This window comes from Bacillus cereus group sp. MG9 (genome assembly GCF_040459995.1).
GTDB lineage: Bacteria > Bacillota > Bacilli > Bacillales > Bacillaceae_G > Bacillus_A > Bacillus_A mycoides.
The window spans coordinates 1,680,976-1,695,750 of the sequence record NZ_JARVHC010000001.1 but is presented as its reverse complement, the minus strand read 5'-3'; the positions used below and the strand labels follow the sequence as shown (position 1 = coordinate 1,695,750).

Below are 14,775 nucleotides of genomic sequence, written 5' to 3'. Positions count from 1 at the left end.
TTTTAAATTACTTCTATACGTTCCATAGTAAGCGAATACACATTTTCATATCCTGCTGTGCTTAGCTTTTGTTGTAATCGATCCGTATCCTCTTTCAAAGCATGTACTAACACCGTATGTTCTGGTAATAGTGTATTTAACATTTCCTTAACGTCACTTATACTTTGATGAACTTTATATGGAACTCGCTTCACCCTACATTCTTTACCTACACGTTCCTTCAAAACTTTTTCTGCAAAACTTCCTTTAGCAATATGTCCAGTAAAGATAATGGAATTTCGTTCTTTATGCCGAAGTTGTTCATAATACAACTGTGCTCGTTTCGTTTGCATATTCGCATCACTCATTACAACTATTCCGTAACTATTTTGCATACAAATGTCCTTATCCATAACTATTATGTTTCTTTTTAAACCCTCCAGAACCCGTTCAAGTTTTTCATTATTTTTTAACCAATCTTTATATACGAACATCTCTTCAAATCCAGCAAAAATTTCTTTATCTACTATAATTGGAAGTTCTTTATATCGTTCATATAAATACAATACTATATCTTGCGCCCTACCAAGTGAGGGCAGTGGTAGTAATGCTGTTCCTTTATTTTGAGCAACTCGTTCAATTTCTGCACATAATTCGTCTACTCGTTCCTTTTGTGAAACATCATCAGTGTGATAAGCGGCATCTACAATTGCAATTTTTATATCGCTTCGCAAATCTTCAGGTAAATTAGCTCGTAGTATATTAGATTCTGCTGAATAATCACCAGAATAAAATACGTATGTATTACACATATCCACTAAAAACCAAACAGCTCCTAATACATGCCCACTATACCCCCATTGAAACCGCAACGTTGGTGTAATCTGTATCCATTCATTTGGATTACTAATCTCATCAATACATACATAATTTAAATCTTTAATATTTTGATCGTTATAAGGTAAATTCCACCCTTTTGAAAGATTGTAGTTTCTCCATTTTTCAAAATAAGCTGGAAGTTGCTCCTTCGTATAACGAGTCGTCCAAATTTTTTTCTTATATCCATACTTCGTCAATAAAGGTAAACCCATCGTATGGTCTTCATGAATATGTGATAAAAATACTGCATCCAAAAATGGAACAACTTCTCTTTCTATTTTGGGATAACTATCCTCATATGATCGATTAATACCACAATCAAATACTATTTTTGTCTCTTTATTTTTTACAAAATAGCAGGAACGACCGTATTCTCCCGCTCCTCCCCATACTTCCATCCTCATCATGCTACCCCTTTTCGTTTTTGCTCCATATGTTGCAGAAGTAATAAGCACATTGTTGTAAGCCCAACAGAAACAACAGCCATTGCCATTCCTATAGATACTTCTCCTTGTTCAAATTGAGCAAAAATAAACGTTGCTGACGTTTCTACTGATGGAGGTAGTACGAGAAGCGATGCTACTAACTCTCTTATCGAAATCGTAAATGTCATCGCCCATCCAGCAAGAATTCCTGGAATAATAAGCGGCAATATTATTTTTCTAAAAATATAAATATAATTCCCGGAAAAAATACTTCCTGCCTGTACAAGAGAATCATCAATTTGTCCGAGCGATGCTTTTACATACTGCACCGTATAAGGTAAAAAGAGAACAACATACGTTACGATAACCATGACTGGTGTATTGTAAATTGACATAGGCATATAGGGTGAATTCCAAAATAAAATAAGCCCTACAACCATCACTATTCCTGGTACCATATTCGGTAACATGCCGCACATATCAAGCCATTTTTCAGAGGACTTTTTCCCCTTTCGAATCATAAGCGCCAAAAATACGCCAATTATTACAGCAACAATCGCCGTTACGAGTGAAAAAAGAAAACTGTTCCATAAAGCTTCTAATCCCGGAGAACCAATTGTAAATAATGCTTCATAATGGCTTGTTGTAAAGTTATTAAAATGTAAGCCACCGCCTCTTAACTTCGACAAAGAAGCAATAAGTATAGAAAAGTATGGAATTCCAATTGCTACTATTAGTAAGCCAATTACATAAACCCATGCTATAACGCGCGCAAATATAGACAAAGTATACCTTTTAGATTTCACACCTTTTCCACTAACCATTGCATATGTATACTTTCGATTCAATACATTTTGCATATACCAAATGAGCATACACGCACTAAGTAATAAAGAAGATAGTGCTGTGGCACTGCCAAAATCAATCGGCCAACTAGAGATAAATTTATGAATCTCAGATGTTAACACATGGAATCCTATTCTACGTCCGAATGTAGCTGGTGTTCCAAATTCAGCAATCGTCTTTACGAAAATGAGTAAAGCACCCATTACATAACTTGATAACAATAACGGTAGTATTATTTTTCTTAAACGATAGAAAAAACTTCCACCATGAACTGCTGCAGCTTCTTCTTTACTACTCCCAATCTGAAGTAACGTGTTTTTCAACATGAAGTAAAGGAATGGGAATAAATGCAGACTCATAATTAAAACCATACCGCCTAAACTAAAAAACGATGATGAAATCGGCTTTAAAGCCGGAAAAAATTGTTCAAAATAACCGTTAGGTTGCATGAACAAAATCCAGCCCATCGATCCGATATAGGGCGGGGTCATAAATGGGATCATAAAAACAATATCTAACTTACTATACTTTCCTACATCTGTTTTGCTCATAATGAACGCCAATGGAAACGCAAATATTGTAGCTCCTATTACAACGAGTACACCTAGAAGCATCGAATTTAGAAAAATCCCAGCTAATCCACCACTCTGCATGACTTCAAAAGGCTTTAAAAAATTCCAACTGCTATTTTCATATACACTAGAAAATAAAATGAGAAAAAGCGGAATGACGATTAACATCGCCACAAGTAACAACGCTACTGTCATTCCAACTTGTCTTACTGATACGAATCGATTTACCATGTAATCACCATCTTATTGAAATACTTTCTTAAATTGTTTTGCTATTTCATCTTGTTCTTTCTCAACTGTTTTCCAATCAATATTTAATACTGGAATCTCTTCTACATTCGGTCTATTTTCAGCTTTTATATCTTTTCTACCGGGCAACAAATACGCTTTAGAAACTTGTTTTTGCACATCATCTGATAATAAATAATCAATAAACTCTTTTGCACCTTCTACATTTTTACTATCCTTCATAATGCCTGCTGCACGTGGACTAATGACTGTTCCGCTTTTTGGATATACGATATCAACCGGTTCACCCTTTGCTTTTGCACTGTACGTCATATAGTCAACACCCGCAATTACCATATCTTTCGCACCTGTTACAACTGGGTCTAACGCTTCTTGGTTTGCCCCAGCTACTGTAACTTCATTTTTCTTAAGCTGTTCAAATAAATTCCATCCATCTTGTCCATTCTTTTTCACATATCCTGTTACAAAGTCTAAAGCTGAACCTGAAAGTGCTGGATCTGGAAGATTCACTTTCCCTTTCCATTCTCCTTTCGTTATATCGCTCCAATCTTCAGGTGCTGTCTTCACATTTTTTGTGTTATACACAATTCCTAATGCTGAAGCACTATATCCAAAATAATGTCCTTTATCATCCGACCATTCAGAACGAAGCTTATCAGCTTGTTTTGCTTCTTTATAAGCTAACGTTTGCCCATCTTTTTTTAATCCTTCCATCGCTGGTAAAGAAGCAAGTACGACAACGTCAACGACTGGATTTTTCTTTTCAGCCTCCATTCTTGCTAAAATCTTACCTGTTGTTCCTTGAAACATTTCTACTTTTATCCCTGTTTTCTTTTCAAAGTCCTTTTGAATTTTTTCTGCTAATCCTTTTGGTCCTGCACTATATACAACAATTTTCTTTTCATTAGTGTTTTTATTTTTTGCATCTACACTGCCTGTCTTTGGGCTACAACCTGTTACTACAGCAGAAAATAGTAAAGTACATACAAATAAAGACTTAAGCGAACTGAATTTCTTCATACGATTCTCCCCCTATATGATGAATACATTTTTTTGGTACATATAACGATACCGGTTTACCAACGCTTAGCTTACTATTGTGATAAGCTGTCCATACACCGAGTGTCCCCATGTTTACTTTCACTTCATAACGTTCTCCTACATATGTAACGTGCTGAACTTCACCTGTATACATTTCGCACAAGTCATTTTTTGTCCAGCTCACATGCTCTGGACGAATCATTTTTTTCCCCTCTACAAGCCAATTTGCCTTACCAACAAATTTTGCAACAAATTCATGAGACGGTTTCACATAAATGTCTTCTGGTGTTCCTTTTTGTAATACTTCACCCTGCTTCATGACAATAATTTGGTCTGACATTGACATAGCTTCTGTTTGATCATGTGTTACATACAATGCCGTTAAACCAATTGAATGAACGATGTCCATAAGTTCTAATCGCATTTCTTCTCGCAAAATTGCATCGAGTGCACTTAACGGTTCATCGAACAAAATAAAATGAGGTTTCGTTACAATTGCTCTAGCAAATGCGACACGTTGCTGCTGTCCACCTGAGAGTTCATGCGGATATCTTTTCTCCATACCTTGCAAACGAACTCGCTTTATCGCATCTTCTACCTTTTCTCTTAATTGATTCGTTTGCTTTGTAGCCCTTAAACCAAATGCAACATTTTCAAATACAGTCATATGCGGCCATAAAGCAAAATCTTGAAATACCATGCCGATATTCCGCTCATGAGGAGATGTTTTTATCTTTTTAGCAGAAGAATACATGCACTTATCTCCAAAATATATTTCACCTTTATCCGGTTCCTCAAGCCCTGCAATCATTCTAAGTAAAGTCGTTTTCCCGCATCCTGAAGGTCCTAAAAGTGTGGTGAATTCCCCTTTTTTCATTACAATCTGTAACGGCTTTAACGCCTGTGTTTTCCCAAATGCCTTTTCTAATCCATGAATTTTAATATCCATCGTTTCACCTCTCTCCCCTCATTCTTAACCTGCTTTCATTCTATCTGGAAGTTTTATACTGAATGTTAATGTACTGTAAAGATTAAATTAAAAAATCTCTAATAAACTATTTATTTCTATAGATTTTTTCTATAGTTAGAAGAAAAAGGGGCCAACTTATCATGAATCTCTTAAAATTAGAAATTGTAGTGCTTATTAAGAAATACAAAAAGCTTACTATTGTTGCAGAAAAACTTGGCGTTAAACAACCTACTATTACGTTTCATATAAAAAGCTTAGAAGAGGAACTTGGTGTGCCTTTATTTGAATTACGTTCCGGAAGGTATTTCTTAACAGAAGCTGGTGAGGCATTGCATCATTATGCTTGTAAAATAGATGCACTTATGAAAGAAGCTAGGCGGGTCACACAAGAGTTTAAAGATTTTAATAAAGGCGCTATAACAATTGGTGCTAGTTATGTACCCGCGACTTATCTTTTACCAGAAGTTGTTCACCAATTTCAATGCGAATTTCCAAATATAAAAATAACACTCATAGTAAAAACAGCTCCTGAAATTCGAACGATGCTACAAAATCATGAAATTGATCTCGGGGTAATTTCTGCGGCACCGTTTGACGAACCACTTCTAAAACAAATGAATGTAATGCCTGATACACTTGTTCTTGCCTTTTCCAAAGAACATCATCTTTCTAAAAGAACAAATGTATCATTACAAGATATCGAAAAAGAACGTATATTATTGCATCGTAACCCATCTACAACGAGAGATTTACTTACACAATGGACGTTAGCACATAACATTACATTCCAATCAGAAATTGAACTAGATTCATTAGAAACGATGAAACAAATTTTAAAATATGGTAATGGGGTTGCCTTTATTTCAAAACTTGCTATTGAGCAAGAAGTACAACGAAATGAGCTATGCTATATACCGATCCCTGATTTTGAATTTCAGCGTAATATTTATACCATTCATCATGAGGACAGATGGAATTCTAAAATAATTTCTTTTTTACTACATAGCATTACTTCTTTTGCAGAAAAAAATTAAAAGGCTGTCGTTATACACGACAGCCTTTTAAACTATAACTCTATTTGTTTTTCTTATCCTCAATTTTTGCTTGTGCCTCTTCAGCCTTATCTAATGCTTCTGAAACTTTTTTCTCTTTTTCTTTTACATCATCTATACTATCAACAGCTTTAATTAATTTATCGATTCCTTCTTCATTTACCTTTTTTCGTTTCGCTACTCTTTCATTTACTTTCTCTTCCACATCTTTTGCTTTTTGAAGCATATTCTCTGCATTTGATGTCACAGCTTTTTCAAGTGCATCATCTTTTTTCTTTTGTAACACTTCATTTGCAATATCTTTCGTTTCTAAATACTTACCGTCTTTTAATGCTGTCGCACCGCGATCTAGTAACTGAGCGACTTCTTTATATGCCTTCGCTTCATTTCCTGATTTCTCTTTTTCCGCTTTTTCAAACCACATAATCGCATCACTATATTTTTCATTTTCCAATGATTGCATACCTGTTTCAATATACGTGTCATAATTACTACATCCAGTCATTACGACTAACAGAAAAAGCATTACAAAACTTAATTTTCTCATGATGTTTTCTCCTTTTCTTTGCCTGCTCACTTTACTGTAACATACATGAAAAGGAGTTTCAAAAACTAAAATACTAATATGGTCATTTTTATATTGTTAAAATTTTCTTTTAAACCGATACATCCACTTGTTTTTTCGCCATATGCTGCTTTACTCCAACTAATACAACTAACAATAATCCTCCACCTAATGTCATCATAACAATGCTAGTCGGTAACATATCTAATAATAATCCATATACAATCATTCCAAGCGGTGCGATTGCAGTAGAAATTGTTTCAAGTAGACCGAATACACGTCCTAAATAGTTTGGATCTGTCGTCTTTTGCATATGTACTTGCATCGGGATATTTACAACCATCATTGATATACCAGTTAAAATCATAAAAGTGATATAGTAAATAAAACTTGCTACTTTCGGAATGATAACTAACAACGGAAAGACTGTGCATAAACTCAAGCCCGCAAATAAAAACAGTCCAATATAAACAGAGCGAAACGGATTATTCACTTCTTTACGTACTGATAAAACAATTGCACCTATTAGCATCCCGACTGCTAACATTCCCTCTACAACACCGAGTTGCTTCGAGGATAAATGCAAATTTTTAATAATAATATATGGAAGCGAAACGAAAAGTGCACTCGCAAAAAAGTTTACCCCTACTGCAATTTTCATTAAACCATATATTTCATGCTGTCGTTTCACATATGAAAAACCTTCTTTTATACTCGTCAAGAAATGCTCTTTACTTTCGGCCAATTCTTTTTTATATAAATCAAATACGATGAATAATTGTACAATAACTGCTAAAAAGAATGTAATACTATTTAACAGGAAAAATGTTTTGATTGAAAAGAAACCAAATACAACTCCTCCAATAATCGGCGCTAAAATATTCGATAAAGATGATGCCGTCTGATTTAAAGCACTCGCTTTTTGAATACGCCCCTCATCTACTAAATTAGGAATAGACGAAGTTAATGAAACAGAATAAAAACTTGCACAAATTGATAATAATGCCGCTGATACATAAATAAACAGAAGTGATGGTCCAAATATAGTAGCAAGAATAAACATGATAAGCATTGTTAAGCTACTTAATAAATCAGTGCCAATTACAAGCCATCTTCGGTTCACACGGTCAGCTACAGCACCTGCAATTGGGCCACAGATCATTCTTGGTATTGATCCGCAAATAAGAGTAGTTGCAAACCCCATTCCTGAACCAGTTGTCTTTAATACGTATAATCCCATTGCAAACGTATAAATACCCGCCCCTAACAAGGACGTCATTTTTCCAATCATCATTAAAATAATATTTCTCGTTGCAATCTTCATTTTCCAATCATTTTGACCTATACTTACATCCCCCATTATGACACTCTCCCTTTAAAAGTTAAATTGTGTTAAACTTATTATATATACAACTTTCCAATTTTCACAACGAAAAGTTTAATTATATTTAACTTTTTGATTATAAAGGAGCATATGATGGCTACTCTCGGCGAGAAAATTAAAACGTTACGAAAAGAAAAAAAGCTTACTCAAACTGAATTAGCAGGTTCAGAACTGACAAAAAGTATGTTAAGTCAAATTGAAAATGGAAAAGCTACACCTTCCATGAAAACATTACAATACATCGCTGAAAAACTTGGATGCGAAACGAGTTTTTTACTAGAAGAAGATGATGTAGAAATTGTAGAAATCATTCAACAAATGGAACAACTAATAAAGGCAAATAAATGTGATGAAGTATATGAGACTTTACTACCTATCGTTCAAAAAGAGCTACCTTCTACTTTAAATACCGCTCGTGTATATAAACAGTTCATAACTGGGGCAGCTATTATGAACGATTATAATATTGAATATTACGTCGAAACCGCTATTTCTATATTTGAAAAATATACTTTATATCGAGAAAGCACTGAAACGAAACTACTGTTTTACTATATGCTCTTCAAACGTAAAAAATATAAAGAATGTTTACAGATGATTACCATTATTCGTGATGAATATAAAACGAAGAATTTAGAAATGGATCTTATTACACATATACAGTTATACTTAAAAGAAGCAATTATTTTACTCGCATATGGCAATTATGAAAAATGTGAAAGAGTCATCTTAGATGCACTTGCCTTTTCCAAAAAACATCAAGTGTATTATAAAACAGATGATTTTTATCGTATTTTATCTTATCAAAAAATCATTACGGCGGATAAAGAAAGATATTTATATTACATAAAAAAATCTGAGCAATTTGCCATTTTTACAGAAGATACTTTATCCGCTGCAAATATAGATATATTAAAAGCTTATTACTACAATACAATTACGAATGAATATACAATCGCATTAGAACATTTAGAACAATTTCGAGAAAAACTAAAAGATGAACCAATTTTTCAAGACGATGGATTGTATTATCTTGAAAAAGGAAAATATTTGTATGGTTTAAAACGTTACGAGGAAGCTTTAGAAGTATTAGAGCGTGCTATCATACCGGATTATATGAGTCATCCACTTGATCAATCGTGGTTATTAACAGCTGGATCTTATCGTGCTCTTTGCTATATAGAACTTCAAGATAAAAAATCTGCTCTGAAAGAAGCAAAAGAAGCAGTTCAAGCGATAGATGACTATCCTGATTCCATCTTTTCTTCTTTTATTAAAGAAACATTACAAATAATACAAAAACTTTAAAAACGTCTCGAAATGGTATATTATTCCTCCTTTTTTGCAAAGATAATAATGATGGGAGGAATATAAATGAATATACAACGCGCAAAAGAGCTTTCCGAGTCATCTGAAGAAGCCAATGTCAGTTTCCAAGGCATGCCTGTTATGATTCAACACGTCGATGAAAGCAACGAAACCGCCCGCATATATGAAGTAACAAATCCAAAACGCGAATTAACTGTTCCAGTTAATAGCTTAGAGGAAATATAAAAAATGCCACTTCTTTTTTTTGAAGTGGCGTTTTTCTTACTTTAGATTACTTAATATAAATCCCTTCTATCCTCTGTTTTACAACACCTAAAAAAAATAAGAATCTTCTACTTCTTTTTTTAACCTGCTAAAATACAAACTATGAATTAATTATTCGCACTATACATTAAGGGGGGAAAATAATGAAATATGATTTAGAAAAAAACAAGCCCTATTATGCAGTTATATTCACTTCAAATCTATCAAATGATACAACAGACTATAGTACCGTTTCCGAAAAAATGGAGGAACTTGCGAAACAGCAACCTGGATTTCTAGGTATAGAAAGTGCACGAGATCATTCGGGACTCGGAATCACAATTTCTTATTGGGAATCACTTGCGGCAATTGAAAATTGGAAACAGAACGCCTTACATAAAGAAGCGAAAAAAAGAGGCCGTGAGCAATGGTATGAAAACTTCCACCTGCGTATCTGCCTTGTTGAGAAAGAATATAAGTTTCATAGAGATACCTTGTAACTTATGAAGAAAAAATTGGCTCTCGTTGCTATTCATGAAATATACGGTGTGAACGATCATATGCATCGTGTTATTGACCACTTCAATACATCTCATATAGATGTATTCTGTCCTAACCTTTTACAACTACAAAATTCATTTCATTATAGTGATGAAGAAAAAGCATATCAATATTTTATGAATCATATTGGATTTGATTATGGGAAAGAACAAATTAATGAGGTAATTTCTACCCTTTCAAATGATTACACGCATATAGGACTTATCGGCTTTAGTGTTGGGGCTACCATCGCTTGGCTCTGTAGTAACAATCCAACAATAGATTTTATCATTGGATGTTACGGTTCCCGTATACGTGACTATGTTCACATTAAACCTACATGTGCTACATTACTTATTTTCCCTGAACAAGAAGCTAGTTTTTCAGTATCCTCTTTAATGAAAGCATTGCAGCAACAAAGGAATCCTCTATTAGAAATAAAACAACTACATGGCGAACATGGATTTTTAAATCCATCCGCAGTAACATATAACGAACAATCTACAACGCAAGTATACAAAATAATAGATTCGTTTCTTATGAAAACTATATTGTAAAGGAGTTTCATATGCCACTAACATTACTATTACTCATATTCATAATAATTCCTTTCATTTCAGCATTAGCTCTCATTTTTATGACGGTTAAAAAAGGAACTTTTCTAAACCGACCATACTTACAATCATTCATCGTATGTGCTCTATTTTTTACGAATTGGATATTATATTTAACAAATTTTTATTCATTACTGCCTGAGAAAGTTAGTCGATTTATATTCCTACCCATTTGGTTTTTCCTTTGCGTTTTAGGTTTAATCGTTTTCACACGCGAATGGAAAAACAATCGTGTTTTTTCCATATCTATCGGTTTTCTTTCTTTTATTAGTTTTCTATTTGGATTATTGTTGTTAGTTCTTTCGGGAATGTAAAAACAGAAGGAAGAAAAGCCAACATTCAACTTTTCTTCCTTCTATGTTTACCTTTAGATTTCACTGTTCCTGATTCACAAGGTGTGTAGTAAATTTGTGGTGTCGCCTTATCGACCACCATCATAAACGTAATAAAACCGATAATAAAGAAAATGAATACCGTTAATAAAATAGCGCCTATCGTTAAAAGTATCATAACACCACCCCTATATATTTCATGTTATTACACCTTTCGCTATTATATGAGCTGAATCCTTTTTAGAAAAATAAACGTAACAAAATAATTACAATGACTCCTGTTAATACTGTTCCTAATAAACTACGAGTATATATCGCTACGAAAAATGTAGGAATTGCCGCAATGATATAATCCCACTGCACTGTCTCATGCATAAATAATACTTGTGCTAAAAGTGCTGCTAATATCGCAATTGGTATGTAATTTAACCATTTTAAACCCCAGTCTGGAATTTGTAGTTTACTAAATACGAGAAGAGGTAAAATACGCGGCATTAGTGTGACAGCTCCGGCTGCTAGTAAAAGTAATAATACGTCCACTCTTACTTCCATTTTTCAATCACCACCCCGATTGTCGCAGCTAAAAGTGTTGCGATAATAACTGCTATGCTATCTGGCATAAACAAGTGTGAAACATATGCAATAACAATAGCTACAATCGCAACAGTAAGATGAATTGCTAGTTTCGGTTTACTACTTATAAGCTGGAGAACAAATAATCCAATAAACATTGCTGGCAAGGCATAATCCATCCCGTACGTATGAGGATCTGGTATCCACTCTCCAAAAAGCCCTCCGAGAACTGTAGCTAAAATCCAATTTAAATATGCTGTTACATTAAGTCCCATCATCCATTTCTCGCCTAAATGGCCTTTTTGTGCTGCTTGTTGCACTGCAACGCTGAAAGTTTCATCTGTAATTTGCGAACCAATTATTAAATTTTTAAAAAGAGGTATCTTGGTGAAGTAAGGTGCGAGTGCAGCACTCATTAATAAGTGACGTAAATTAACAAAGAACACAGTAAAAATAATTGCCGAGGCTGGGGCACCCGCTGCATACATACCCGCTAATATAAACTGAGCAGAACCTGCGTAAATTAATGTGGACATAAAAGCAATTTCTATGATCGAGAAACCTGCTGTTTTCGCAATAACACCAGCCGCTATACCGATGCTCAAATATCCAAATACAGTTGGTAAACAATCCTTTACACCTTGCTGAAATGAATCATCGCTCTGCAGTGTCATATGTGCTTGAGCTTTATTCACCATTATCTCCCCCCATTTCTTCCATAGTACGTTTTCCTGTTACGACATGAACTAAATCTATGTTTTCACGCCATAATGTATCTAATTTATCAGCTCCAAACTCCTTCGTAATCTCCTCCACCATAATGTCGTGCCGAACATATTCTGTAGCGACGAGAACTAAAGCTGGATCGTACGTTGTAACAGCCCATGAAGTGCTATCATTTGAAAAATTAGCAATTAATACTTCTTCCCCATCACGCGCGATAACAGTTAAATGACCACCCATTCTCTTTTCAACGACGTGAGGTGTCATATAATTATGGTGAAATGTCGCTCCTATTTTTGTTTCTGGAGCACCAAATAAAATTGAAAAAATATGTACGCCTTCCGCTTCCTTTTGATGAATGAATGGCTCAATCTCTTGCACTTGATCTTCCCATACAGAAATCCATAACTCTTCTTTTGCTCTATTAATTATATTGCATATTTCTTTCAAAACACGATCATTTGAGCGAATATGCGAAATTACATCAATTTGTCGCTCTTGTTCTAAACAATTTAATTTTCGGTCTAAAAATTCAAAGGACTTTTCAAAATCTTTTCGCATTCGATCCATTAATTCCGTAGCTGGCACTGGTACATATTTCACTGGTTCAGAAGGAACGATATGCACCGCTCCTTTATCCATCAACTTGCCAAGTACTTCATAAATCATTGAACGGGGTACGCCTGTTTGTTTACTCACTTCATAACCTGTTACTGGATAATGTTTTAATAGTCCAATATACGCTTTACATTCGTACTGGGAAAAACCTAACTTTTGTAACTCCTTTATTATTTCATCCATCGGTAACCCCTCACAATTTATATAGCTCTAATTTCAAAACTACGATTTCACTTTCCATTAGTAGTTATTGCTATACCTACTAATATAAAAAAGAAGCCTCTACAAGTCAACTGATAATTCCGAATTTTTATTCGAAATAAAAAGCCTTCTTTTGAAAGGCTTTTTGTGCATAATGAATTATTTCAGCTGTAGAGCATTTGATATATTACCCTCCAAATGCTCACGTAAGGTTGAACCTGTATACTCTTCTCTAAATACACCTGCTCTCACGAATAAAGGAATGACTTCACTAAAGAATAAATCCAATGATTTTGGAGGACCGCCTGGAATTGCAATAAATCCATCTAGTGCCCCTGCTTCAAATCTTTCCATAATTTGCTTACAAATATCTTGTGGTGTGCCAATAGCGACCCAATGAGCAGAACCAACAACTTCTGGTCGTTCTAGTATTTGCTCAACAGTTGGTTCATTTTTTATGATGAAATTCCGTAATAATTCGGCATGTGTTTTACTGCGTACAGTTTGATTTCTACTTGGTAGCATATGTTCAGTAACCTTACTTTCTAATGGAAGCCCTCTAACGTCTAATCCAAGAACCATTTCGAGTAAAGCGTACCTCTTCTCTTTTGTAAGGTGTTGATGAGCTTGCCTGTGCATTTCTAGTGCTTCTTCATATGAATCACCAATAAAGAAATATAAACCTGGCAATACACGTATATCATCTTGCTTTCGGCCATGCTTTTCTGCCCTTCTTCTTAAATCTTGACGAAGTTCGATTCCTGATTCTACATCTGGCATTGCGGCGAAAATTGCATCCGCAACAGAAGCAGCGAAATTCCGGCCTGACTCTGAAGCACCGGCTTGAAATAAAGGCATTTCCCCAGAAATATGTTGTGGGATATTAAGTGGACCTTTCACCTCAAAATGCTCACCACGATGCTCAATTGGCTTTACCATCTCTCTAATTACATCTGTGTTAGCTTCTTTTAAAACTTCATAAGGATGGCTCCTCCAAAGTTTTCTTACTAACTCTGTACATTCTGCCGCTTTCGCGTATCGTTCCTCAGATGGTGGCATCCCTGTCTCACCAAAGTTTTCAGCACCGTCAATGGATGTGACAATATTCCAACCTACTCGGCCGTTACTAATCCAGTGTAAAGATTGTAATTGCCTCGCTAGTATATATGGTGGATAAAACGATGTTGAAGCTGTCGTAACCACTCCAATTTTTTCTGTTGCATAAGCAATTGCAGTAAAAAGTAATGTTGGATCTAAAATTACATTCCCCTTATTACGTGCAATTAAATCTGGATGTGCCACTAAATAATCCGCTTTAAAAACAAAATCTAACTTCGATTTTTCTGCTTGCTTCGCTAACTCTACTTGCTCATCAATTCCCGAATCAAACTCATTCTCTTGTTCTTTCTTTCTAGAAATCAAACATAGTCCAATGCAAAGCTGTTTTTTTGTAGACATATGTACACACCTTCCCCTTATTTTTAATTCACCTAGTTAAACAAGTGATGCGACCATCACATCTTGTATTTTTTATAACACATGAAATGATTAAAATGATATTGATAATCATTATCATTTTATGATGTAACTATAATAAAAGCAACAATAAAATGAAACTTTAATCAGAGGGGGGTTCCCCC

17 protein-coding genes are annotated in these 14,775 nt (G+C 34.7%); 6 read left to right on the top strand and 11 right to left on the bottom strand.

The features are described from left to right. Positions 1-2: 2 nt before the first annotated feature. From QCI77_RS08745 to QCI77_RS08730, 4 genes are read right to left on the bottom strand one after another with little or no spacing between them, the layout of a single operon-like run. Entirely contained in the window at positions 3-1,265 is a 1,263-nt protein-coding gene (locus QCI77_RS08745) for an MBL fold metallo-hydrolase (RefSeq protein WP_113770026.1), read from the bottom strand. Continuing rightward, positions 1,262-2,932: an ABC transporter permease gene (locus tag QCI77_RS08740; protein ID WP_002031009.1), complete on the bottom strand. Its 1,671-nt coding sequence runs from the start codon at positions 2,930-2,932 to the stop codon at positions 1,262-1,264. Before QCI77_RS08740 ends, QCI77_RS08745 begins: the two co-directional genes overlap by 4 nt. 12 nt (positions 2,933-2,944) lie before the next feature. Continuing rightward, positions 2,945-3,970: an ABC transporter substrate-binding protein gene (locus QCI77_RS08735; RefSeq protein ID WP_000714677.1), complete on the bottom strand. Its 1,026-nt coding sequence runs from the start codon at positions 3,968-3,970 to the stop codon at positions 2,945-2,947. Continuing rightward, a complete protein-coding gene (locus tag QCI77_RS08730) occupies positions 3,948-4,940 on the bottom strand; it encodes an ABC transporter ATP-binding protein (RefSeq protein WP_002011954.1) in 993 nt (330 codons plus the stop codon). The genes QCI77_RS08735 and QCI77_RS08730 overlap by 23 nt, the downstream gene beginning before the upstream one ends. Positions 4,941-5,101: 161 nt before the next feature. Between QCI77_RS08730 and QCI77_RS08725 the strand changes: the two genes are divergently transcribed. Beyond that, positions 5,102-5,995 (top strand): LysR family transcriptional regulator, encoded by an 894-nt coding sequence (locus QCI77_RS08725; protein ID WP_002126660.1) that lies wholly within the window; start codon positions 5,102-5,104, stop codon positions 5,993-5,995. 40 nt (positions 5,996-6,035) lie between these two features. Here the strand turns inward: QCI77_RS08725 and QCI77_RS08720 are convergent, their stop codons facing one another. Together QCI77_RS08720 and QCI77_RS08715 are read right to left on the bottom strand one after the other, a co-directional pair. After that, entirely contained in the window at positions 6,036-6,560 is a 525-nt protein-coding gene (locus QCI77_RS08720; protein WP_353824776.1) for an outer membrane protein assembly factor BamD, read from the bottom strand. A 109-nt stretch (positions 6,561-6,669) separates the two neighbouring features. Continuing rightward, on the bottom strand, positions 6,670-7,938 hold the full coding sequence (locus tag QCI77_RS08715; RefSeq protein WP_353824775.1) for an MFS transporter: 1,269 nt from the start codon (positions 7,936-7,938) through the stop codon (positions 6,670-6,672). A 117-nt stretch (positions 7,939-8,055) separates the two neighbouring features. On the opposite strand from QCI77_RS08715, the gene QCI77_RS08710 reads away from it, so the two are divergent. From QCI77_RS08710 to QCI77_RS08690, 5 genes are all read left to right on the top strand, one after another. Further along, positions 8,056-9,270 carry a helix-turn-helix domain-containing protein gene (locus tag QCI77_RS08710; protein ID WP_353824774.1) on the top strand — a complete coding sequence of 405 codons (1,215 nt, stop codon included), beginning with the start codon at positions 8,056-8,058 and terminating at the stop codon, positions 9,268-9,270. Positions 9,271-9,336: 66 nt separating this feature from the next. Then, on the top strand, positions 9,337-9,516 hold the full coding sequence (locus QCI77_RS08705; protein ID WP_001025736.1) for an H-type small acid-soluble spore protein: 180 nt from the start codon (positions 9,337-9,339) through the stop codon (positions 9,514-9,516). A gap of 182 nt (positions 9,517-9,698) precedes the next feature. Next, positions 9,699-10,034, top strand: a complete 336-nt coding sequence (locus QCI77_RS08700; RefSeq protein WP_353824773.1) for an antibiotic biosynthesis monooxygenase family protein — start codon at positions 9,699-9,701, stop codon at positions 10,032-10,034. Between the two features lie 3 nt (positions 10,035-10,037). Further along, entirely contained in the window at positions 10,038-10,631 is a 594-nt protein-coding gene (locus QCI77_RS08695; RefSeq protein ID WP_353824772.1) for a dienelactone hydrolase family protein, read from the top strand. Between the two features lie 11 nt (positions 10,632-10,642). Beyond that, positions 10,643-11,002, top strand: coding sequence for a hypothetical protein (locus QCI77_RS08690; protein ID WP_193652661.1), 360 nt, complete (start codon positions 10,643-10,645; stop codon positions 11,000-11,002). A 25-nt stretch (positions 11,003-11,027) separates the two neighbouring features. Here the strand turns inward: QCI77_RS08690 and QCI77_RS08685 are convergent, their stop codons facing one another. From QCI77_RS08685 to QCI77_RS08665, 5 genes are all read right to left on the bottom strand, one after another. After that, on the bottom strand, positions 11,028-11,198 hold the full coding sequence (locus tag QCI77_RS08685) for a DUF3951 domain-containing protein (RefSeq protein ID WP_098776912.1): 171 nt from the start codon (positions 11,196-11,198) through the stop codon (positions 11,028-11,030). A 62-nt stretch (positions 11,199-11,260) separates the two neighbouring features. Next, positions 11,261-11,572, bottom strand: a complete 312-nt coding sequence (locus tag QCI77_RS08680) for an AzlD domain-containing protein (protein ID WP_113770031.1) — start codon at positions 11,570-11,572, stop codon at positions 11,261-11,263. Next, positions 11,563-12,291, bottom strand: a complete 729-nt coding sequence (locus tag QCI77_RS08675) for an AzlC family ABC transporter permease (RefSeq protein WP_353824771.1) — start codon at positions 12,289-12,291, stop codon at positions 11,563-11,565. The genes QCI77_RS08680 and QCI77_RS08675 overlap by 10 nt, the downstream gene beginning before the upstream one ends. Further along, on the bottom strand, positions 12,281-13,117 hold the full coding sequence (locus QCI77_RS08670; protein WP_113770033.1) for a TrmB family transcriptional regulator: 837 nt from the start codon (positions 13,115-13,117) through the stop codon (positions 12,281-12,283). Before QCI77_RS08670 ends, QCI77_RS08675 begins: the two co-directional genes overlap by 11 nt. A 177-nt stretch (positions 13,118-13,294) precedes the next feature. Beyond that, complete coding sequence (locus QCI77_RS08665) at positions 13,295-14,593, bottom strand: NtaA/DmoA family FMN-dependent monooxygenase (RefSeq protein ID WP_353824770.1); 1,299 nt, start codon at positions 14,591-14,593, stop codon at positions 13,295-13,297. Positions 14,594-14,775: the final 182 nt, after the last annotated feature.

Coding starts and splice junctions, on each gene's coding strand:
- QCI77_RS08745 (WP_113770026.1), bottom strand. CDS start 1,265: ATGATGAGGATGGAAGTATGGGGAGGAGCGGGAGAATACGGTCGTTCC.
- QCI77_RS08740 (WP_002031009.1), bottom strand. CDS start 2,932: ATGGTAAATCGATTCGTATCAGTAAGACAAGTTGGAATGACAGTAGCG.
- QCI77_RS08735 (WP_000714677.1), bottom strand. CDS start 3,970: ATGAAGAAATTCAGTTCGCTTAAGTCTTTATTTGTATGTACTTTACTA.
- QCI77_RS08730 (WP_002011954.1), bottom strand. CDS start 4,940: ATGGATATTAAAATTCATGGATTAGAAAAGGCATTTGGGAAAACACAG.
- QCI77_RS08725 (WP_002126660.1), top strand. CDS start 5,102: ATGAATCTCTTAAAATTAGAAATTGTAGTGCTTATTAAGAAATACAAA.
- QCI77_RS08720 (WP_353824776.1), bottom strand. CDS start 6,560: ATGAGAAAATTAAGTTTTGTAATGCTTTTTCTGTTAGTCGTAATGACT.
- QCI77_RS08715 (WP_353824775.1), bottom strand. CDS start 7,938: ATGGGGGATGTAAGTATAGGTCAAAATGATTGGAAAATGAAGATTGCA.
- QCI77_RS08710 (WP_353824774.1), top strand. CDS start 8,056: ATGGCTACTCTCGGCGAGAAAATTAAAACGTTACGAAAAGAAAAAAAG.
- QCI77_RS08705 (WP_001025736.1), top strand. CDS start 9,337: ATGAATATACAACGCGCAAAAGAGCTTTCCGAGTCATCTGAAGAAGCC.
- QCI77_RS08700 (WP_353824773.1), top strand. CDS start 9,699: ATGAAATATGATTTAGAAAAAAACAAGCCCTATTATGCAGTTATATTC.
- QCI77_RS08695 (WP_353824772.1), top strand. CDS start 10,038: ATGAAGAAAAAATTGGCTCTCGTTGCTATTCATGAAATATACGGTGTG.
- QCI77_RS08690 (WP_193652661.1), top strand. CDS start 10,643: ATGCCACTAACATTACTATTACTCATATTCATAATAATTCCTTTCATT.
- QCI77_RS08685 (WP_098776912.1), bottom strand. CDS start 11,198: ATGATACTTTTAACGATAGGCGCTATTTTATTAACGGTATTCATTTTC.
- QCI77_RS08680 (WP_113770031.1), bottom strand. CDS start 11,572: ATGGAAGTAAGAGTGGACGTATTATTACTTTTACTAGCAGCCGGAGCT.
- QCI77_RS08675 (WP_353824771.1), bottom strand. CDS start 12,291: ATGGTGAATAAAGCTCAAGCACATATGACACTGCAGAGCGATGATTCA.
- QCI77_RS08670 (WP_113770033.1), bottom strand. CDS start 13,117: ATGGATGAAATAATAAAGGAGTTACAAAAGTTAGGTTTTTCCCAGTAC.
- QCI77_RS08665 (WP_353824770.1), bottom strand. CDS start 14,593: ATGTCTACAAAAAAACAGCTTTGCATTGGACTATGTTTGATTTCTAGA.